Below are 18855 nucleotides of genomic sequence, written 5' to 3' on the forward strand. Positions count from 1 at the left end.
GGGTTATCGTGGTACCTCTATTTTTTGAATAATTTGCCCAATTACATCGTCGGGGCTCAGGCCTTCCATTTCCTTATCGGGCGTAAGCATTACCCGGTGCCTTAATACCGGGGCTGCGACATAAATAATATCATCGGGAGTAACAAAATCGCGCCCTTTAATGGCTGCCAGTGCCTTAGCCGCGCTAATCATAGCCAGCGAAGCCCGCGGTGAACCACCCAGGTATAATGATTTATGGTTGCGGGTTTCAAAAACAATTTTAGCTGTAAATTCCAACAGCTTGCGCTCAACATGCAAAGCCCGTACCTGTTGCCTTAAAGATATAATTTCTCCAGCCGATAATACAGGAGTAATATTGTTTAACTGATCTGTGTTTTTTTGCTGATGCTGTTGGGTAATTATAGCTATTTCCTCTTCCAGCGACGGGTATTTAATTTCTATTTTAAATAAAAATCTATCCAGTTGTGCTTCGGGCAGGCGGTAGGTACCTTCCTGCTCAACCGGGTTTTGGGTAGCTAATACAGTAAAGGGCTCCTGCATTTTATAGGTATGTCCGTCAATGGTAACCTGCTTTTCTTCCATCACCTCAAACAAAGCCGATTGTGTTTTTGCCGGTGCGCGGTTAATTTCATCTATCAGGATGATATTGCCAAATATAGGTCCCTGCTTAAATTCAAACTCAGTTGATTTAGGATTGAATACAGAAGTACCTAATATATCTGATGGCATCAAATCCGGAGTAAACTGAATGCGGGAGTATTTGGCATCAATAGCTTTTGAAATAAGTTTGGCGGTGAGTGTTTTGGCTACTCCGGGTACCCCTTCAATCAAAATGTGCCCATCAGCCAGTATGCCAGCTATCAGCAAGTCGATAGAAACAGTTTGCCCCACAATAATTTTACCCAGTGTAGCTTTTATCTGGTCAACAGCCAGGCTTAACCTGCTCATATCAGTTCGTTGTTCAAAAAAATCATTTTCCATTGTGTCCGGTTTGGCTGTAAAATTTCTCTATAAGTTTATTTAATCTAATTAATTCATGGTCGGTAACATGGTGTTGCGCACCTACAAAAATTACCGAATGCACCAGGTCGGTAATAAATTCGATGGCTACGCCCGTTTTTTTTGATAAAGTATCTATAAATTCATTATCAAGTTTGTTGGTTTTAAGGCGGTAATAGTCTCTGAAATGCTCCAATAAATAAATCACTTTTTTGTGGGCTATGTTGGCATTGTCGCGTTTTTCATAATAAACCTGCCCTACAACAGTTACAAACTCCAGGGTCGAATTTTGTAAAGGCTCTACTACCGGTATAACCCGCTGGCGGCGTTTCATTTCGAAAAAAATAAAAACTAAAATACCGCAAAGGCTCAGGTAATATGCCCATTGCAAAGCTGGGTTAGCAAAAAATACCCTTAATGGTGAAAGATCTTCAGGGATATCGCCATTTTGAAATTGGTCCCAATACAAATGGCCGGTAGCCGGTAGGTAGGAGAATGCTTTTTCGACAAAGTCGGATCCTTGCCTGGTTAATAGGCTGTAGTTGGTGAATAAGTCGGGTGTAGCACATAAATACAGGTGCCCCTTGCCAAAACTGTAACTCATAAAAGTGCAGTGGTTGGCATAATTTTGAGCCAAAACGGTTGCTTTGGCTGTATCAAGACTGCTAAAATATTGGTTTGCAATATCTCGGTTAAACAGGTAGTTACTTTGAGCCCGTAATTTGCTGTTAACAAAATTAAAAGATACGTTATGTTTAGCATACTCGGCCTGCGACTCAATTTTTAGCGAATCGGCAAGGTAGCCACTCCAATTAAATGCCGACATAAACACCGAGTTGCCTGCTTTGACGTATTTCATCATTTCGTCAAAATCAAATTTATTGAGCTTTATGTTTTTGGCTATAATGATGTAATTGCCCTGCTGCAGGCTATCGTTATGGAAAACGTTGTAAATAGATTTGTTGGTATTGACAATTTCGGCGCCGGGAAAAAGCTTTTCAAGCTGGTTATGCAAAATATAAGTACCAAACGGAATTTTATCGTTTTTGGCAAGTGTTGATTGCCAGTTAATAGCGTTGGGCTTATTGTACTGCGCAACAAGGTATACTATGAGCAGGATGCTGGCAATTGAAATATAGATTTTAAAATCCTTCATGATATCTCCTTTTTAAAATCTGTAAATAATGTACTGATGTTTTTAAAAACGGAGGCATCAATGCCAAACTCGCCATACCAAATATATTCAAACTGTAGTGTTAGGGTTTTAAATACCTGGCGCTGATTGGGGTTGGTTAATTCATTGATGTAGGCATTGTTTGTTTTATCAATTTGCCATTTAATAAGCTCTGCATCGCTCAGCTGCTTTAAGCATTTTAAATACAGCAGCCTTACAGCCAGGCGGTAATTGTGCTGCGCGATGGCTCGCTCCAATTCGTCGTCAAAATTGATGTCGTGGATGTTTTCCAACGATTCCTGGTAGGGCAAATTCGCCCCCATTGATTTGCGCCTGAACACATGCAGTAAATCGATACCGGCCAGTTTAAGAACCAGGAACACCACAGCCGCAAGCCCTGCGCCTATGAAAAGATACTGCAGTACATATAACAGCACCTGGAAAAACGGGTTCACTTTATTATCCGAAATTTTTGCTGGTTTAAACAGGTTTTTAAGCCAGGTCCAAAACCAATGCCAAAAGCGTGTCCACCATGATGGGTCTTTTTGTATTTCTTCATCGTATTTAAACTCGGGAAGTTTGCTGTAGGCTTTAATAGCTGCGCTATCCAGGTGCCGCACATTTACCTGTTGGGTGTCCAGCTTCAGTATTAAAGGTTTCGTGCTCTTTTTAGCAGGAACAACACCTTTAACTGAATGAACGGGAATAGCGAATGAAAAAAATATAAAGCAGAGCAGGCGCAGCATATTAATATTCTTCAAGCGGTAAATCATTCTCGGGCGTTATTGTGCCCACCTGGTTTATCCTGTTTAATAGGCTGGTGCCATCTTTACTTTCGGTTAAATTGAAATAGCAAAGGGAAAGGCTAACTACGGGTATAATAATAAATACCTGGCACACTTGCTGAAGTGCCGCGCCAATTACTGCAGCAGCTATTGAAAAATGTGCACCCCCTTTAACATGGGTTACTAAACTGATAGCATTAACAATGCTAACTGGCACAACGATAATTGCACGGCACACCGAGAATATTATCCAGGTAACTACCAATGCGCCAAAAGTTGCCCACCAGTTTTCCTTTATCAAAACAAAACTGCGGTTAAAAGCGTAGCCAAAACTGGTGTTTTCCATGATCATTATAGGGGCCACTAATGCCAGGATAGGAGACATGTATATACCAGGGATCAAACAGAATACAAAACCAACCGCCAGTAGGAGGTTGATCAATATTGAGCTGCCTAATATTTTTAGAAAATAAAATTTGATATAACCCCACATCTCTTCGGCTCCAGGCACCTGGTTGCCCTTCTCTTTATACAAAGCCATATAGCAAAAAACAGTAACCATTATGGCCGTAATGCTTAACAGGGTAAACACCATAGTTAACACAAACTCGGTTCCCAAAAAATTAAAAAAGGATGGCGCGTATTGGTTAGAATAAGCCCCGCTGGAAAGGTTATTAAAATTAGTGGTCATTTTTAGCTGCATCAGGCAAGCGCTAATGGTTGCTGCTACTATAAAAATACCGCAAAACGTAAAAAAGTAACTAAGCAGGGGCTTTAGGTTTTGTTTAATAAAAAGAAACGTGTCGCTTATTATTTCGCCAAAATCGCGGGTTTTAGCTAATTCAATTTTTGGTTGCATAGTGGTTTAGGGTTTTATAAATTTTATTGGGGTATATAATTACATACCAAATGATAAACAATAATGACGAAGTTAAAATGCTAACACTAAGCCAAACAGGCATTTCGGTATGGCGGGTAACAAAGCCTTCAAAAAAAGCGGCAACAATTAAAATAGGTACTATGCCAACGGCCACCTTCATACCGTCTTTAGCCCCTCTTTTTAAGGATACCATACGGGAAAAGGTTTTGGGGAATAAAAGGCTATTCCCTAAAATAATGCCGGCAGCACCGGCTATCATGATTGCTGAAATCTCTAAAGTGCCATGAATCCACACCACAAGGATTGATTTTATACCCAACCCCTTACTGAAAAAGTAGTATTGGAACGAGCCCAGCATCAGCCCGTTACGGAAAAGGAAGTAAATTGAGCCGACAGAAAATATAACGCCGCTTACAAACGTAACCAGCGATACATAGATGTTGTTGGCTGCTATAGCCAAAAACATCAATGTTTCGCCACCTTGTTTGTACACGCCAAACGGGTCGCCTTTGGCAATGTTTGCATTGGTCATGTCTATATAACTGTCGCCCAAAATAAGGCGCACAAAGTTTTCATCATATTTTGCCGATAGTGCACCTATCGAGCAAAATATGATGAAAAATATAAATGAGTATAGCAACGGCCTTTGATAGGTTTTAAACAAAATGGGCAACTCGTATTTCCAAAAGGTTAAGAAACGGTTGCTTTTTTCACTCTTGTTTTTGTAGATGGATTGATGTAAACCTGCTGCCAGCCCGTTAAGGTAGGCCGTGGTTTTTGATTTTGGATAAAATGTTTTGGCGTAAGCAAGGTCGTCGGTTATTTGGATAAACCTTTCGGCAAGCTCATCAGGATCGTCCGTTGGCGATTGTTCAAAGCTGCTCCATTTGGCAGCGTTTTGTTTTACAAAAAGAGGTTCGCGCATCAGTTATCCAACATTGAAATATTTTGTTAAAATAATTACAAATGCGATATATAACAACTAAAAAAAACATAATTAGCGTTTATATTTGATGATATGCAAACTATAAGGATAACCACATCACAAAACATTGATATTGACTACGAAGTTGCCGGCCTGGGCGAACGTATTGTTGCTTACCTGATTGACATGGCCATGTTTATAGTGATATTCATTGCTGCCATGATCGTAATGTCGATGTTAAACATCCTAAACTCCGAAGGCGCGCTAATTGGCGTTTTGGTTATTATATATGCATCGCTATACGTGTTTTATGATTTGGCTTGCGAAATTGCCATGAATGGGCAAAGTGTTGGCAAGCGCATCATGAAAATAAAGGTGATAAGCCTTGACGGTGCCCGGCCCCGGTTTAGCCAATACTTGCTGCGCTGGCTGTTCAGGATTATTGATTTTTTCCCGGGCACTATGCATTTGTGTGGGTTGATAAGTGTTGCTGTATCCGATAAATCGCAGCGAGTGGGCGATATGGTTGCCGGTACAACACTCATCCGCACCCAGGCGCGCACAAAAATCAACAATATAGCTTTTAGCCCCTCTGCCGATGATTATCAGCCGGTTTTTGCTGCCGCTGCCAGCCTTAATGATAAAGATATTGAATTGATAAATGAGGTAATAAATAGCTATATTAAAAATCGTAACAGCGTGCTGGTGTTTAATATGGCACAACGTATCAAAAACCTCTTAGGGATAACACCGCCAGCCGAAATGAACGATATGTTGTTTTTGCAAACCATTATAAAAGATTACAGCCACATTGTAGCTCAGGCAGATGTACTATAATGCCGGTAAAGGCTGTACATTTTGATGCAATAGCTAATAAGCACTATACTGCCAACAATCATAAACAGTGTTTTTTTTACCGCTGATTTTTTGGTGTCGAGCTTAAAATAGTTATCTGCAATACCGTAGGCAAAAAATAAAAGGAGAGGGATGGCAGGAGGGTATGACGTGAAGCTTTTATTTAAATCGCCTTGTACAAGGGCAATTACCGAACGCTGAAAGCCGCATCCGGGGCAATCAATACCGGTGAAATATTTAAACGGACAGGGTATTAAATGATTTTGCAGCCAGTGGATAAAACCCAACAGACTGCAAAATAATTGTAATGTGATAAAATTGGGCAGCATTAAGCTTGCGGCGGCGTATTAGGGTTAAACGGATCCTGATAATCTTTTGAAGGATCATATGGTTGAAAACCCGCAAAACCAGCACCAGCAGGGCCAATATATTGGTAATTACCAAAGCCGAGTATTGGATAAAATATAAATGGCAATAGTAATAAGCCTATGGTAAAACCTTCGCTTTGGCCGTAGCTTTTACTTAATAAGTTAGTTGACCATATAAAGAAAATAAGACTTGTACAAGGGAATATGATAAGGAAAATCCACCAGATTGGTTTACCGATAATTTCGAGGGTAACTATTGTGCTGTAAATCGGAATTAATGCTGCCCAACCTGGTTTTCCGGCTTTTTCATAAATTTTCCATTTTCCTACGGCCTGGATAACCGCCATGATCAAGATAGGAATAAACATCATGCCGAGAAGAGCCATAACAACACCCACAGACGCTGCCGACGAAGAATCGTAATTTTCCATTTTTTAAGGTTTTGAGTTTTTTGTAAGTTTTTAAGTTCCTGCAAAATATAAATTTTTTAAATAAAAATTAAGCACTCCATCATATTTATTACAAAGCTTAGTTAGCTTATTATTTTTAAATTTGATGCCGATGGTAAGGGAGCAAATTTCGGTATTTGATATGTTTAAAATAGGGATAGGGCCGTCAAGCTCGCATACCCTTGGGCCGTGGCGCGCTGCCCAGCAGTTTGTATTATCGTTGCAACAGCAGGAGGTGCTGCCGCTTGTTAACCAGGTACAAATACTGCTTTATGGCTCTTTAGCCAAAACGGGCCGGGGCCATGGTACCGATATCGCTATTTTGCTCGGCTTGAGCGGAGATGACCCTGTAACTTTTGAGGTTGACAAGATTACCCCTAAAATTAACCACATCACTACATCACATAAATTGATTTTAGGTGGAATTAAAGAAATTGAATTTTCGGTAATTAACGACCTGTTGTTTTTGTTTAACGAAAGTTTGCCTTTTCATCCCAACGCGGTTACTTTCCAGGCGTTTTTGAGTAATGGCAAAGCGGTGTCCGAAACGTATTACTCCATAGGCGGAGGATTTGTGGTTAAGGATGGCGCATCCGCCCAATCAAAACACGAGGTCGATCTGCCGTTCCCGATTGATACTGCTGCCGATTTATTGCACTGGTGTATAAAAACAGGCCTTCGGATTTCGGAAGTGGTGATGGAGAATGAGCTGGCGTGGCGTACTGAACAGGAAACCCGTGCAGGTGTGCTGAATATTTTTAAGGCTTTAAAAGAGTGTATGTACCGCGGCTGCCATACCACAGGCCAGTTACCCGGCGGTTTAAATGTGGCCCGGCGTGCCTTTAAACTGAATGCAAAACTAATAAACAACAGGCCTTACAGTAACTACGATGAATGGATTACCGCTATAAGGCAAACAGGCGATAGTTTTAAAAATATATTGGATTGGGTGAGTTGTTTCGCGTTGGCTGTAAACGAGGAGAATGCCTCTTTTGGTAGGGTAGTAACCGCGCCAACCAACGGCGCTGCCGGCGTTATCCCTGCTGTATTACAATACTATATTGTTTTTTGCGAGGGTAACACTGATGAAAAAGTCATCCAATTTTTGCTGACGGCTTCCGAAATTGGGAGCATCTTTAAAAAAGGCGCCACCATATCGGCAGCCATGGGTGGTTGCCAGGCCGAAATTGGTGTTTCATCTGCTATGGCTGCTGCCGCATTAACAGAATGCTTGGGTGGCACCCAACGGCAGGTACTCATGGCTGCCGAAATAGCCATGGAACATCATCTTGGCCTTACCTGCGACCCTATTGGCGGCCTGGTACAAATCCCCTGCATCGAGAGAAATACCATGGGGGCCATAAAAGCCATCACGGCATCGCAGTTAGCTTTACAAAGCAATCCCGAAAAAGCCAAGGTAAGCCTGGATGCCGTAGTAAAAACCATGTGGCAAACCGCGCTTGATATGAACTCCAAGTATAAAGAAACATCTGATGGCGGGCTGGCTATTAATATCCCTATCAGCTTGCCGGAGTGTTAAGCCCCTGGCCCCCTAAAGGGGGAGTTGTGTATCAGGTCAAACGCATCTAATTGGGTTAACATAACTTAACACATTTCAGATATGCTTTTCATAAATATCTAATAATCAATCTATTGTATTTAAACATGGTTAACACTAAACTGATTGCGCAATGGAGGCGAATCAAAAAATATTTGTGCCTGGTGTATTGAAATAGCAGTTATCTTATCAGAATTCCAGTGGGGGTGTTTATTACTCAACGTTATACAGGTAAACTATCCGGCCCAAATTACCGTCGGCATCAATTCCTTCCACGGTTACGCGGTAAGTGCCCCTGGTATCGGCGTTAAAAAACTCAAATTCGGCAACGGCTTTGTCGACTATAATGGTTGGGTTCCAATAAATGGTTGTACGCAAATCGGGCTTTGAGTCGCTTTCATTGATCTTATCATATTTGGGCGAATAAAACTCCCTTGCCTTGTATAATCCGTTTGATTGGTATGTGATAACATCCGGTGTTGATGGTTTAATTGCGGTGCCGGAATGTTTCCTGGAAATGAGGTAAAGTACTTCCCTTGCGCCTGTTGTCATATCCATTTGCCCGGTTGTTCTGATTACTTCGGCACTTTCAATATCTGTCAGTAAAAGGGCACTAAAAATGGCCGGGTCAATAATACTTCCGTCAAGCTTTACCATCATTGGCGGCGGGTTTGGGTAATATTTAGCTATAGACCGTGCGGTATAAAACGAAGCGCCTTCTGCCGAGCTCCTCATCTCGATACCGCGTAGGCGTACGCCCAAAAAAGTGCTCAGGCTTTCTCCGGTCGGCTCTTTCGGAAAATCATTTATCACCTGGTCGGGGTGTTCTGCATGGCTAAAAATGTCTTTTGGCGTATCCTTTTTGTCTTTTATCACCACTTCTTTAAGTTGTATAGTGCGCTTGTCTAAACTTAATTTTAGTTGTTGTTTAACCTGCTTTTGGTAAGCAGTTAATTCTTTTATTGTATCCTTTTCGCCGGGTGCGTTTCTAAACGCAAATGATTTATAACCGGATAAGGTATCAAGCACAACCATTACATTTTTTTTATCCTTATCGGTGCGTGCTTGTATCACGTACCTTGCGCTATCCTCAGGCAGCCTGTTAAAGCTGAATTTTCCGTTTTCATTGGTTACGGTATCCAGCATGAAAATGCCAGCTTTGGTTGTTAACAGCTTTACTTTGCCGTTGGGTACCGGTTTGCCATCTAAAGTTTTTACATATCCGGAAATCTGTAATGATTTTTCGGCTTCAAATACCGGTTGCTGGTGCTTATCAGCTAATACCTGTTTCCATTCAAAACGACGATAACCCTGCGTAAGCATTAATATATCCAGGTCGGCCCGGGTTTTATCGGTTATATCAGTAAAGTAGTAGTTGGGCTGCTCGATATATCCTTTAATATCCGAAGTAAGCAGCAAATTATTCAGGATCGTGTTTTCTGACAATTCATCCACAGGTGTAAAATCTTCGTTGATCACAGATACCGAAAAGCTTCCTGTAGTATAGCTATCGTCGGCAGTTTTGGCATCTAAGCTAAATTTTACTTTTTGCCTGGCTGCAGAAGTTTTGCCTGCCGATGTTACGCTGAGTTTGAGTGCATGGTTATTTTGGATAAAGACTACGCGTTCATTAAGCGGCTCGCCATTTGCAGCAAATAGTGTAAATCGTGTTATCCCTGTTGGGAAACGTTTTTTATCAATAACCGTATTGAAGCTTTGTGCCGCCAGCCTGAATGCGGCTGTGTAACAAATTTTACCAGCCGACTGTGCAAGCAGGTAATAGCCTGCGCTTTTTTGAGTTTCAAATAGCTTATTTGAGGCAACTATGCGTACACTTAAACTATCGGCCTGTGTATTATTAATGGCGATGGCAAAACCTTCGTCATGCGCTTTTGGTAAATCAAAGGCATACCGGTTGCCATTTTTACACGTTATTTTAACCTTGTAAAGTTTGCCTGTTGCCGGCGTAATGGCAAATACCCCCATTCCTAAATGCCGGGTTTTAAATTCGGCTACTTCATTGTCGTCATTATCTGTTACTAATCCTTCCAGGTCTTCGCCCAGCCCTTTTTCGTCTAACGACTTTACAGCTACTTTTGATCGCAGGCCGTTAATTAGCATGCCTCCTTCCGGGAAAAATTGCACATCGGGCTTAGCCGTTATATTTTGTTTTTTTGCTTTTACCGTTTGTAAATCGCCTATACTTATCTGTTGGCTAAAGAAATAAGCCGGATCATCGTTACGCATCCAATTGGTATAGGCCCGCATTTGATATTTACCCGTTTTTAACAAGGCGGGTAAGGCAATATCGCCCCAGCCTATGCCCGAGCTTAAAGGCAAGGCCATCCGGCTTATTACCGAATCTTTTGCTGTAAGTAATTCAACATACGCCACGTTGCTGATTGACGACAAGGAGTGGTTTTCGCCGGTTACCACATAGGCCTTAAACCAAATGGTATCGCCAGGCATATACCCCTGTTTATCAAAATGCAGATGAACCTTCTCTACCGGGTTTGCCGATGAATATTTTTCGAGCGCATTAATGGTGCGGGCCAAAAACGCCGAATCGGTTTGGGCAAAGCCGTTCAATGCGCAAAATAAAGTAAACAGGAAAATGAAGGTTAGGCTAAGTTTCATAAAAAACAATAAATGCAATAGTTGAGGGGGCACGCAATAATTAACTGCTACCAACCCGGTTTACTCCACCTTATAGGTATAAACCTGCCGGCCAAGGTTACCCTCAACGTCAATTCCTTCAATTAAAATGCGGTAAGTGGCTTTAGCATCTGCATTAAAGAAAGAAAACGTGGCATTGCCATCTTTATCCGTTATAATATTAGGTTTCCAGTATATGGTTGAGCGTAAATCCTGCATCTGCGTATTAGTTTTAGGGTCGTCATACGCCGGCGAATAAAATTCGCGGGCTTTGTAATATCCCTTTGGTGCATAGGTTACAACACCCGGTGCATAGCGGTTGTAAACAGAGCCATCGCCGCCGCGCCTTGTCGTGATAACCAAAACGCCACCTCCACCACGAAAGCCATAAATTGCCGTATTGCCTATGGTGCGTAAAACTTCAACACTTCCTACGTCATTTGTAGATAAAGTATTTAAATAATCTCCATCAACCTGCATTCCATCAACCATAACGGTCATCGGCTGGTTTTGGCTGCGGGTTGAGTAAGGGACTCCATTTCTAAAAGTCACCCCAAATATTTTCATTTGTAAGGAAGAGACAAAGTTTCCGCCCATGTTCTCAAAATCTTTGTAAGTAAGTACCTGGTCGGCGTTGCCGGGGCCATTTAAATTGTTGGAGTTTTTAACAAGGTCTTTTTTGCTCTTTACGTCCTTTATAAATACTTCTTTTAAAACAATAGTATGGTTGCCAAGCCCATATTTAATATCCTCGTTAAACTTGCTTTTGCTGTTTTTAAGGTAAATAGCCTGGCCATCGCTGATGTTTACCTGTATATCGGGAGCATTTTTGTTTTTGCCTGTGGCTTGCGGCGCAATATTATCCAGTTCAATTTCCAGGTTTTTGCGGTCTTTAGCGGTGCGCGCCTGTATTACAAACCGGATGCTGTCCCTGAAAACAAGATCTTTAAAAACAAAGTTACCCTTATCGTCAGATACCGTATCAATCATAAAAACACCGCCCGCTGTAGTGAATAACGTTACTTTACCCCTTACGACAGGTTTGCCCCAAAGGGTTTTTAAATGGCCGGATACCTGCAATGTTTTTTCGGGTTTATAAACTATTGGGTTAAAACTATCATTCAGTATTTTCTTCCATTCAAAACGATGATAGCCTTGCGTCATGAGCAGCACATCCAGGTCGGCCTGTGCATTTGCGTTCGCGTTGTGAAAATAATAGCCCGGTTTTTCGATATATCCTTTCAAATCGGACGAAAGCAGGATATTTGATAGGATAGTTTCTTCTGCCGTTTCATCAACCGAAACTTTCGACAGATCGATAACCGCGGCCGAAAAACTGGCGCTTACCGGCTTGTCCTCGGTATTTTTGGCATTCAGGCTGATGGTCACTTTTTCACGCGGGACGTATTTTTGCTTGTCGCTGGTTACCGAAAGTTTTAAATCATCATTGTTTTTAACAAACACCAGGCGCTCGTTTAGCGGTTCGCCCTTGTCCGAGAATAGGGTAAATTGCACAATCCCCGATGGAAATTTGCTTTTGGGTATAGTTGCTGTAAACGTTTTACCTCCGTTGGGGCTGTTGCCTGCATAATAAATCAGGCCGCCCACCTGGGCCACCAACAAAAGGCTGGTTGCCGGGGTGGCGCTATTTAGCAGGTCTTTACCTGGCAGTATTGTAACCTCTATGTCGTCATCAGCGGAATTATCTATAGCCAAAGAATAGCCATTATCAACGGCCCCGGGTAAATCAAACACCCCTTCGGAGCCATCAGGATAAGTAACATGCGCTTTATAGGTTTTTCCTGCAGATGGTGCAAATTTAAAAACGCCCATGCCTAGGTGGGTACTGTTAAAGGCTGTAACCATTTGGTTTTGGTTATCGGCTACGGTTCCTTTAATATCTACGCCCAAACCATCGGCGCCAACTGCTTTAAATGCTATTTTTGAGTTTACCCCGTTAACCAGGGTGCCGCTTTCGGGAAAAAACTGAACGTCAATTTTATTAGATACTGCTTTTATTGCGATCGTTTTATCGGCTGTTTTCTTGTCGGCGTATTTGATGGTTGTTAGAATTTGCCCCGTGGCAGCTAAATCATTAGTGGTATTTATAAAGCTTGCATTAATATTGCCCTTATCGTCGGTAATGCCTTTGCCTTTAAAAATGTTTTTGCCATTTAGCTGTATTTGGTAGCCTACTTCTTTAGCCACGTAAGGTTCGCCATTGATATTGCTGTAAGTGATAAGCGCGTTTACTTTTTGTTTGCCGTTTTGGGTGGTGTAGGTAAACGCCGTTTTAGTAAAAACATCATTCCTGATGCTATTTACAACAGTGATGGTTTTATCAAAAAAATAAGCATCGCTTTCGTTACGCATCCAGTTGGTATAAGCGCGGACGCGGTAGGTGCCTTCCTGCATCGAATCGGCAAGGGCAAAATCGCCATTGGCCAGGCCGCTAATTAGTGGTAGTTTGATGCTGCGTTTTACAGAGTCATTTTCATCAATCAGGTCTACATTCAAAATTTCGCTTAATGCCGAAAGCTGGTGTTTATTACCGATGGTTACGTACGCCTTAAACCAGATATCATCGCCAATGGCATAGCTGGGCTTATCAAATTGCAGGTAAACTTTTTCCTGCGGATGCTCCGCCCGCCATTTATCAAGCTGGTCGACCATTTTGCGCAGCAGTTCTTCGCCCGGGCCTTTGAAACCCAAAATAGCTGTAGCGATTACAGTTATCAATAAACCGGCAAAAAGATGTTTGTTTTTCATCAGGTAAATAATTTTCAATCTACGGAAAATATTATAATAATATTATAACAAGTGTGTTACGGGAGGGAAGGCTCGAAAAATGGTTTAGGTTTTACGTGCTACGTTATAAGTTTTACTTTGATAAAACTGTGTTTAAAGTTATGGAGGTTTTGGGTTTTCATAGGTAGAGGTTTTGGATTGTTGGCGGTTTGACTGTTGGTTTAGGTAAAGGTTTAATCCGTCAGAAAAAAAAGCGAAAATGTTTCTTACGACTAAAGGCTAATTAGCCCTAAAAAAAACGTACGACGTATCACGTATAACTTACAACGTACTAAAACTTATTCTTCCACATCATGCTTTCAACCGGGCGGGTAGTAGGGTTGTTGTATTTGGCGTTGTTTTTGGTATTGTACAGGGTTTCAATTTCGCCCTCAACGGCAAAATATATCAGCTGCCCAATGGGCATGCCGGCGTATACGCGCACGGGTTGGGCGCATGAAATTTCCAGCGTCCAGGTATTGCAAAAACCAACATCGCCTTTGCCGGCTGTGGCGTGTATATCAATACCCAAGCGCCCGGTGCTCGATTTTCCTTCCAAAAAAGGTACATGTTTATGAGTTTCGGTATACTCTACCGTTACGCCCAGGTAAAGGGTATTGGGTTGTAGTACAAAACCCTCTTTGGGTATCTCAAAGGCATCAATCTCGTTATGTTTTTTGGCGTCAAGTACCCTATCGCGGTAAGTAGCCAGGTGTTTACCCAAATGCACATCATAGGAATTGGTGCCAAGCTTCTCGCGCGCAAATGGTTCAATAATGATGGTTCCTTTTTCTATTTCTTCGAGGATGCGCTTATCAGATAATATCATAGCCAAATTTGATGAGGGGCGAAAATATGACTAATTACCGCAACAGGCAACAATAAACAATCAAACATTGTTGAAATTGATTGTTGAATGGAATTTGGTATACAGTTAATTAAAAATCAATCGTTTATGAATATGATATGGCAATTATTATAATTAAATTTATTTGGCATAAGTTTGCGTCCGATTTTGCAATTTTACTTTTATGGCGATAGCGTACCGGCAGCGTATTGATGATGATACTGAGTTTGCACTCTGGAAAATAGAGGAGCAGGCGGATGACCTGTATAAACAATTGCAATTAGATGAAGATGAGAAAGCTTATGTTGAAAAACTAAGCCACAGTAAGCGCTACCTGCATTGGCTTGGTACCCGCGTATTGTTGCGCAAAATGCTGAGCACTGATGAATATATTGATTGCAAGGTTGACGCGCATGGTAAGCCGTACCTGGTAAACCTGCCATACCATATTTCGCTGAGCCATTCGTTTGATTATGCCGCTGTGATGATTAGCAAAACCCATAAAGTGGGAATTGATATTGAGCAGATAAAAGAAAAAGTTGAACGCATAGCCGCTAAGTTTATGCGCCCTGACGAACTTGCTTTTATTGGCGATGATAAAAAGATAGAACACCTGTATGTATGCTGGTGTGCCAAAGAAGCCGTTTATAAATGCAACGGACAAAAAGAGGTATCATTTGTCGATAACATTTTTTTAGAGCCTTTTAACTTTGAACACCATGGCGTGCTGAATGCCAATTTGCATAAAAATGAACTTAATTTGGACTACACAGTTGGCTATATGCAATACGCCGATTATATGATTGGCTACGTAAAAGGGGATAGGTGATGAAAAACAAGAAAGTATTTTTCCAGGATTGGGGCCTCATAGATTACCAGCGGGCCTGGGACAGGCAGGAAGACCTGTTTTCGGCAACTGTAAAAACCAAACTGGATAACCGCAATAACGAGTTGGCCTATGCCGAGGCAGCTAAAGCCCTGGTGCCGGCAAATACATTTGAGCCTTTTGAAGCCGATGAAACCTTCAATTACCTGGTTTTTTGCGAACACCCTCATGTGTATACCTTAGGCAAAAGTGGCAAACCCGAACATTTACTATTGGATGAAGCCGGGCTGAAAGAAAAGCAGGCCGTTTACTATACTATTAACCGGGGTGGGGATATTACCTATCATGGCCCGGGGCAGATAGTATCGTACCCGATATTGGACCTTGATAATTTTTTTACTGATATCCACCTATACCTGCGTACGCTGGAGGAGGCTGTGATATTAACCCTGGCCGATTATGGTTTAAAGGCCGGCCGTTACCCAGGCTACACCGGTGTTTGGTTTGATGCCGATAACGACAAGGCCCGCAAAATTTGCGCTATGGGTGTGCGCTGCAGCCGTTGGGTAACCATGCATGGCCTGGCATTTAACGTAAACCCCAACCTCGATTATTTTAAAAACATTGTGCCTTGCGGCATTGATGATAAAGCAGTAACCTCGATGCAGCAGGAACTTGGCTACGAGGTAAATATAAATGAAGTAAAAGAAATCCTTAAACACCACATTTCCGTATTGTTTGATATGGAGATGTTGTCATGAAAGCACTGTTTTTAATTTTATTTTCGATAAGCACGCTAACCGCATGCTCAAAAAAGACCGACCCGATGCAAAATATTAATAGCGGCCCCATTCCAGCATCAACAGATACTGTACCGGTAATCAGTGTAGCAACCGATACACTGAGCTACCTTGCCCTGGGCGATTCATATACCATCGGGCAGTCTGTAACGGCTTCAGAGTCGTTCCCTTATCAGCTTGCAGCCGTTCTGCCAGGGTTTAAAGTAACCGAACCGACAATTATAGCCCGTACCGGCTGGATAACCGACCAACTGATAGATGCCATCAAAAACAGCACTATCAATGATAAAACTTATGATTTTGTAACCTTACTCATTGGTGTTAACGACCAGTACGGAGGCTATAGTAAAGATAACTACCGTATTAAATTTGCAGCGGTTTTAAACACGGCTATCAAGTTTGCAAAAGGCAATAAAAAGCATGTATTTGTTTTATCTATCCCGGATTATGGCGTAACACCCTTTGCCAATGGAAATGATGCGTTGATTGGACCCGATATAGACAAGTTTAACGCCATTAACCTGGATGAAAGCAAAAAGGCAGGGGTTATTTATGTTGATATTACCGGCATATCAAAACAAGCCGCGTTTGACCTCAGCCTTCTGGCTAACGATAGGCTGCATCCATCTGCCAAAATGTACAACCAGTGGGTATTAAAACTAATACCCGAGATACTGGCACAGTTTAAAAAATAGGCCTGGGTTTTGGTCGGTTTTCATCGGCTTAAACCCAAACCCGATAACTAATCCTTAATTTTTATTGAGGTAAAACTTTTCCCAAAAATCGGTTGATTTGGATAGCTCGCTGCGGCTGCCTTCGGCACCGCCGCCGCCCATGCCTCCTCCACGACCGCCCCTGCCTCCACGTCCGCCGCCACCTCCCATACCGCTGCCACGTCCTCCGCGACCACCTCCGCCGCCCATGCTGCCACCTTGCCGTTCACCATTGTTTTCCGTTCCGTCACCTTTTGGTTTTTGGATGCCGTTTATTTTAAAATTGAAAGCCCATTCGGTCTTAAACTGGTCATCGGCATGGAAAAAACTTAGGGGTATCGCCATTTCATAAATGAGGTTACCTTCGGCATCGTAATCAATGGCCGCCTTGATACCGTAGGTATTCGAGGTGGTGATCATGTCGCCTTCGATATCTTTAAAACCAACTACTTTAATGTCGCGTAATTTGGTTATGCGTTCGCGCTGCAAATCGTCGCGGTCTTGCTGGGTAACTTCGGTATTGTCGTCGGGGCGTTTGCTAAAATCGGGTTTGCTGCCCGGTTCGGCTAAGGGGAAGGTGAGCGAAAAGCTTTCTTTCTTTTTGCCTTTGGTATCAATGCTTAGGGTGATGCCGGCATTCAGCGTGCGCATCTGATCCATTTTATCGGTTATTTTGATGGCAGCGTAAAGGGTTGTCTGGTCATTAGCCAAAGCATAGTTTAGTTTCCGGTCTTCGTTAAAGTAGCGCAGGCTATCGCCCCAATCCTTGTCATCACCGTCTATTTTGATGGTTGTTGGTGGTGGTAGTAGCCTCACCGGACCGTTTTTTGGCGCCTGAGCGTTTGCCGTGGCAGTGGCAAATACTTGAACTGCTAATGGGATAATAATACAAACGGCGATTTTTTTCATGTTGTTTAGATTGTCCGGCGTGTAGCAGGCACGCCGTTGGGGTATGATTTTTAAGTGAATTGAACACGATTTTACTATTTTTATTATTGTTTTTGAGTAATTTTGTAGTTACGTATGCCAACTGAAACACAGGAAGAAACATTTACCCTCGAAGAATTACTGGCAGGACTTAAGGAAGTTCACCGCCTGATATTATGGAACGATGATTTCAACACGTTTGACCATGTGATCCACTGTATGATGAAGTACCTGGATTACTCCGAACCGCAGGCCGAAAAAATTGCCTGGAAGGTACACAACGAAGGCAAATGCGCAGTGCTGGAAGGCTCCTTTACCGAAATGGAGATCTACCGTAAAATTCTTCAGCAAGAAGGATTGACCGTATCGGTTGATTAAATTTTTGACGGCACTTTAGGAATTGTATCTTGCCTTATATGAAAAGATACGCCGTACTCCCCGCCATAATTTTATTGCTGTTGTGCCTGGTAACGTATAACGTTAAAGCACAAAACAAAAATCTGAAACTGATTTTTATTCGCCATGCTGAGAAGCCTGCTGATGGTGATAACCTTTCCTGTGCCGGCTTAAATCGTGCCCTTAAACTTCCGGAAGTTTTAAAAGCTAAATTTGGGGTACCCGCTCAAATTTATGTACCTGCATTGCATCTGGGCAAAACAACCCCAAGAGCAAGGATGTTCCAGACGGCTTCGCCCTTTGCCAGCAAATATAATATACCTGTTAATACCAAATTTGAAGAGGAAGACGCCAAAGACCTTGCCGATGACCTGGATGGCAAAAAAGGCACCATCCTGGTTGTTTGGGAACACAACTATATAAAACCGGTAATAAAAGCCCTGGGCGTTAAAGTTAAAGGGATAGATTGGCCCGATGATGATTACGATACTATATGGATTGTAACCTTTAAAAATGGCGAACCGGCTTTAACAAGGGATAAAGAAGGGATAAAACCGGTGGGGAATTGTAGTTTGTAAGTTGGGATAGTTAAATAAGATCGTAATTGCGAGTAGCCATAAGGTAAAGCCTGAAAAAAATCGTTATGGCAGGCAATGGATATCGTTAAGCAAATATTCTAAACTACCGTCATTGCGAGGAACGAAGCACTCCCGAACAATGTAGGGCTTAGCGTGTAGAGGATTGCTTCGTACCTTATAATGACATGATTATAATGCGTTGATTATCAAGCGTATTTTTCATTCCCCTCTCGAGAGGCATAGCCGTCAATTTAAGCCCAAAAAAATGTTTTAAGCGCAAGAATCGAAACATCAAAATTGAGTCAATTATTGCAAAGGCTTAATTCAGAGGTA

General features: G+C 42.2%; 18 protein-coding genes. 7 read left to right on the top strand and 11 right to left on the bottom strand.

What is annotated here, in order from left to right:
* Nucleotides 1-3: 3 nt before the first annotated feature.
* From BMX56_RS04715 to BMX56_RS04735, 5 genes are read right to left on the bottom strand one after another with little or no spacing between them, the layout of a single operon-like run.
* Nucleotides 4-981: an AAA family ATPase gene (locus tag BMX56_RS04715; RefSeq protein ID WP_090641457.1), complete on the bottom strand. Its 978-nt coding sequence runs from the start codon at nucleotides 979-981 to the stop codon at nucleotides 4-6.
* On the bottom strand, nucleotides 971-2155 hold the full coding sequence (locus tag BMX56_RS04720; protein WP_090641461.1) for a DUF4350 domain-containing protein: 1185 nt from the start codon (nucleotides 2153-2155) through the stop codon (nucleotides 971-973). Before BMX56_RS04720 ends, BMX56_RS04715 begins: the two co-directional genes overlap by 11 nt.
* The gene (locus tag BMX56_RS04725; protein ID WP_177183710.1) at nucleotides 2152-2946 is read right to left on the bottom strand and encodes a DUF4129 domain-containing protein; all 795 of its coding nucleotides are present in this window, start codon (nucleotides 2944-2946) and stop codon (nucleotides 2152-2154) included. The genes BMX56_RS04720 and BMX56_RS04725 overlap by 4 nt, the downstream gene beginning before the upstream one ends.
* A complete protein-coding gene (locus BMX56_RS04730) occupies nucleotides 2921-3817 on the bottom strand; it encodes a hypothetical protein (RefSeq protein ID WP_090641465.1) in 897 nt (298 codons plus the stop codon). Before BMX56_RS04730 ends, BMX56_RS04725 begins: the two co-directional genes overlap by 26 nt.
* Nucleotides 3801-4763, bottom strand: coding sequence for a stage II sporulation protein M (locus tag BMX56_RS04735; RefSeq protein ID WP_090641467.1), 963 nt, complete (start codon nucleotides 4761-4763; stop codon nucleotides 3801-3803). The genes BMX56_RS04730 and BMX56_RS04735 overlap by 17 nt, the downstream gene beginning before the upstream one ends.
* Nucleotides 4764-4856: 93 nt before the next feature.
* On the opposite strand from BMX56_RS04735, the gene BMX56_RS04740 reads away from it, so the two are divergent.
* Nucleotides 4857-5600, top strand: a complete 744-nt coding sequence (locus tag BMX56_RS04740) for an RDD family protein (protein ID WP_090641471.1) — start codon at nucleotides 4857-4859, stop codon at nucleotides 5598-5600.
* Here the strand turns inward: BMX56_RS04740 and BMX56_RS04745 are convergent.
* Both BMX56_RS04745 and BMX56_RS04750 read right to left on the bottom strand, forming a co-directional pair.
* Nucleotides 5582-5947 carry a DUF2752 domain-containing protein gene (locus BMX56_RS04745; protein ID WP_090641474.1) on the bottom strand — a complete coding sequence of 122 codons (366 nt, stop codon included), beginning with the start codon at nucleotides 5945-5947 and terminating at the stop codon, nucleotides 5582-5584. The two genes, BMX56_RS04740 and BMX56_RS04745, sit on opposite strands and share 19 nt — an antisense overlap.
* Nucleotides 5947-6417: a DUF5684 domain-containing protein gene (locus tag BMX56_RS04750; RefSeq protein ID WP_090641477.1), complete on the bottom strand. Its 471-nt coding sequence runs from the start codon at nucleotides 6415-6417 to the stop codon at nucleotides 5947-5949. The genes BMX56_RS04745 and BMX56_RS04750 overlap by 1 nt, the downstream gene beginning before the upstream one ends.
* Nucleotides 6418-6547: 130 nt before the next feature.
* Between BMX56_RS04750 and BMX56_RS04755 the strand changes: the two genes are divergently transcribed.
* Complete coding sequence (locus BMX56_RS04755) at nucleotides 6548-7975, top strand: L-serine ammonia-lyase (RefSeq protein ID WP_090641723.1); 1428 nt, start codon at nucleotides 6548-6550, stop codon at nucleotides 7973-7975.
* Nucleotides 7976-8206: 231 nt separating this feature from the next.
* On the opposite strand, the gene BMX56_RS04760 is transcribed toward BMX56_RS04755, so the two are convergent.
* The 3 genes from BMX56_RS04760 to dcd form a co-directional block, all read right to left on the bottom strand.
* Nucleotides 8207-10630 carry a carboxypeptidase-like regulatory domain-containing protein gene (locus tag BMX56_RS04760; protein WP_090641479.1) on the bottom strand — a complete coding sequence of 808 codons (2424 nt, stop codon included), beginning with the start codon at nucleotides 10628-10630 and terminating at the stop codon, nucleotides 8207-8209.
* Nucleotides 10631-10690: 60 nt separating this feature from the next.
* On the bottom strand, nucleotides 10691-13417 hold the full coding sequence (locus BMX56_RS04765; RefSeq protein WP_090641482.1) for a TonB-dependent receptor plug domain-containing protein: 2727 nt from the start codon (nucleotides 13415-13417) through the stop codon (nucleotides 10691-10693).
* Between the two features lie 310 nt (nucleotides 13418-13727).
* Complete coding sequence (gene dcd, locus BMX56_RS04770; RefSeq protein ID WP_090641484.1) at nucleotides 13728-14264, bottom strand: dCTP deaminase; 537 nt, start codon at nucleotides 14262-14264, stop codon at nucleotides 13728-13730.
* Between the two features lie 202 nt (nucleotides 14265-14466).
* On the opposite strand from dcd, the gene BMX56_RS04775 reads away from it, so the two are divergent.
* The 3 genes from BMX56_RS04775 to BMX56_RS04785 all read left to right on the top strand — a co-directional run bounded on the left by BMX56_RS04775 (nucleotide 14467) and on the right by BMX56_RS04785 (nucleotide 16603).
* Nucleotides 14467-15111, top strand: a complete 645-nt coding sequence (locus BMX56_RS04775) for a 4'-phosphopantetheinyl transferase family protein (protein WP_090641487.1) — start codon at nucleotides 14467-14469, stop codon at nucleotides 15109-15111.
* The gene (gene lipB / locus BMX56_RS04780) at nucleotides 15111-15869 is read left to right on the top strand and encodes a lipoyl(octanoyl) transferase LipB (protein WP_090641490.1); all 759 of its coding nucleotides are present in this window, start codon (nucleotides 15111-15113) and stop codon (nucleotides 15867-15869) included. The genes BMX56_RS04775 and lipB overlap by 1 nt, the downstream gene beginning before the upstream one ends.
* Before the next feature lie 65 nt (nucleotides 15870-15934).
* Nucleotides 15935-16603 carry an SGNH/GDSL hydrolase family protein gene (locus BMX56_RS04785; RefSeq protein ID WP_255369771.1) on the top strand — a complete coding sequence of 223 codons (669 nt, stop codon included), beginning with the start codon at nucleotides 15935-15937 and terminating at the stop codon, nucleotides 16601-16603.
* 54 nt (nucleotides 16604-16657) lie between these two features.
* On the opposite strand, the gene BMX56_RS30045 is transcribed toward BMX56_RS04785, so the two are convergent.
* Nucleotides 16658-17530 (bottom strand): hypothetical protein, encoded by an 873-nt coding sequence (locus BMX56_RS30045; RefSeq protein ID WP_177183711.1) that lies wholly within the window; start codon nucleotides 17528-17530, stop codon nucleotides 16658-16660.
* 114 nt (nucleotides 17531-17644) lie between these two features.
* Between BMX56_RS30045 and BMX56_RS04800 the strand changes: the two genes are divergently transcribed.
* The gene (locus tag BMX56_RS04800; protein WP_090641497.1) at nucleotides 17645-17926 is read left to right on the top strand and encodes an ATP-dependent Clp protease adaptor ClpS; all 282 of its coding nucleotides are present in this window, start codon (nucleotides 17645-17647) and stop codon (nucleotides 17924-17926) included.
* A 38-nt stretch (nucleotides 17927-17964) separates the two neighbouring features.
* Nucleotides 17965-18522, top strand: coding sequence for a histidine phosphatase family protein (locus BMX56_RS04805; protein WP_090641501.1), 558 nt, complete (start codon nucleotides 17965-17967; stop codon nucleotides 18520-18522).
* Nucleotides 18523-18855 lie beyond the last annotated feature (333 nt).

The sequence above is a fragment of the Mucilaginibacter sp. OK283 genome (assembly GCF_900110415.1).
Classification (GTDB): Bacteria; Bacteroidota; Bacteroidia; order Sphingobacteriales; family Sphingobacteriaceae; genus Mucilaginibacter.

Coding starts and splice junctions, on each gene's coding strand:
- BMX56_RS04755 (WP_090641723.1), top strand. CDS start 6,548: ATGGTAAGGGAGCAAATTTCGGTATTTGATATGTTTAAAATAGGGATA.
- BMX56_RS30045 (WP_177183711.1), bottom strand. CDS start 17,530: ATGAAAAAAATCGCCGTTTGTATTATTATCCCATTAGCAGTTCAAGTA.
- BMX56_RS04805 (WP_090641501.1), top strand. CDS start 17,965: ATGAAAAGATACGCCGTACTCCCCGCCATAATTTTATTGCTGTTGTGC.
- BMX56_RS04785 (WP_255369771.1), top strand. CDS start 15,935: ATGCAAAATATTAATAGCGGCCCCATTCCAGCATCAACAGATACTGTA.
- BMX56_RS04765 (WP_090641482.1), bottom strand. CDS start 13,417: ATGAAAAACAAACATCTTTTTGCCGGTTTATTGATAACTGTAATCGCT.
- BMX56_RS04730 (WP_090641465.1), bottom strand. CDS start 3,817: ATGCAACCAAAAATTGAATTAGCTAAAACCCGCGATTTTGGCGAAATA.
- BMX56_RS04760 (WP_090641479.1), bottom strand. CDS start 10,630: ATGAAACTTAGCCTAACCTTCATTTTCCTGTTTACTTTATTTTGCGCA.
- dcd (WP_090641484.1), bottom strand. CDS start 14,264: ATGATATTATCTGATAAGCGCATCCTCGAAGAAATAGAAAAAGGAACC.
- BMX56_RS04720 (WP_090641461.1), bottom strand. CDS start 2,155: ATGAAGGATTTTAAAATCTATATTTCAATTGCCAGCATCCTGCTCATA.
- BMX56_RS04725 (WP_177183710.1), bottom strand. CDS start 2,946: ATGATTTACCGCTTGAAGAATATTAATATGCTGCGCCTGCTCTGCTTT.
- lipB (WP_090641490.1), top strand. CDS start 15,111: ATGAAAAACAAGAAAGTATTTTTCCAGGATTGGGGCCTCATAGATTAC.
- BMX56_RS04715 (WP_090641457.1), bottom strand. CDS start 981: ATGGAAAATGATTTTTTTGAACAACGAACTGATATGAGCAGGTTAAGC.
- BMX56_RS04740 (WP_090641471.1), top strand. CDS start 4,857: ATGCAAACTATAAGGATAACCACATCACAAAACATTGATATTGACTAC.
- BMX56_RS04735 (WP_090641467.1), bottom strand. CDS start 4,763: ATGCGCGAACCTCTTTTTGTAAAACAAAACGCTGCCAAATGGAGCAGC.
- BMX56_RS04750 (WP_090641477.1), bottom strand. CDS start 6,417: ATGGAAAATTACGATTCTTCGTCGGCAGCGTCTGTGGGTGTTGTTATG.
- BMX56_RS04745 (WP_090641474.1), bottom strand. CDS start 5,947: ATGCTGCCCAATTTTATCACATTACAATTATTTTGCAGTCTGTTGGGT.
- BMX56_RS04800 (WP_090641497.1), top strand. CDS start 17,645: ATGCCAACTGAAACACAGGAAGAAACATTTACCCTCGAAGAATTACTG.
- BMX56_RS04775 (WP_090641487.1), top strand. CDS start 14,467: ATGGCGATAGCGTACCGGCAGCGTATTGATGATGATACTGAGTTTGCA.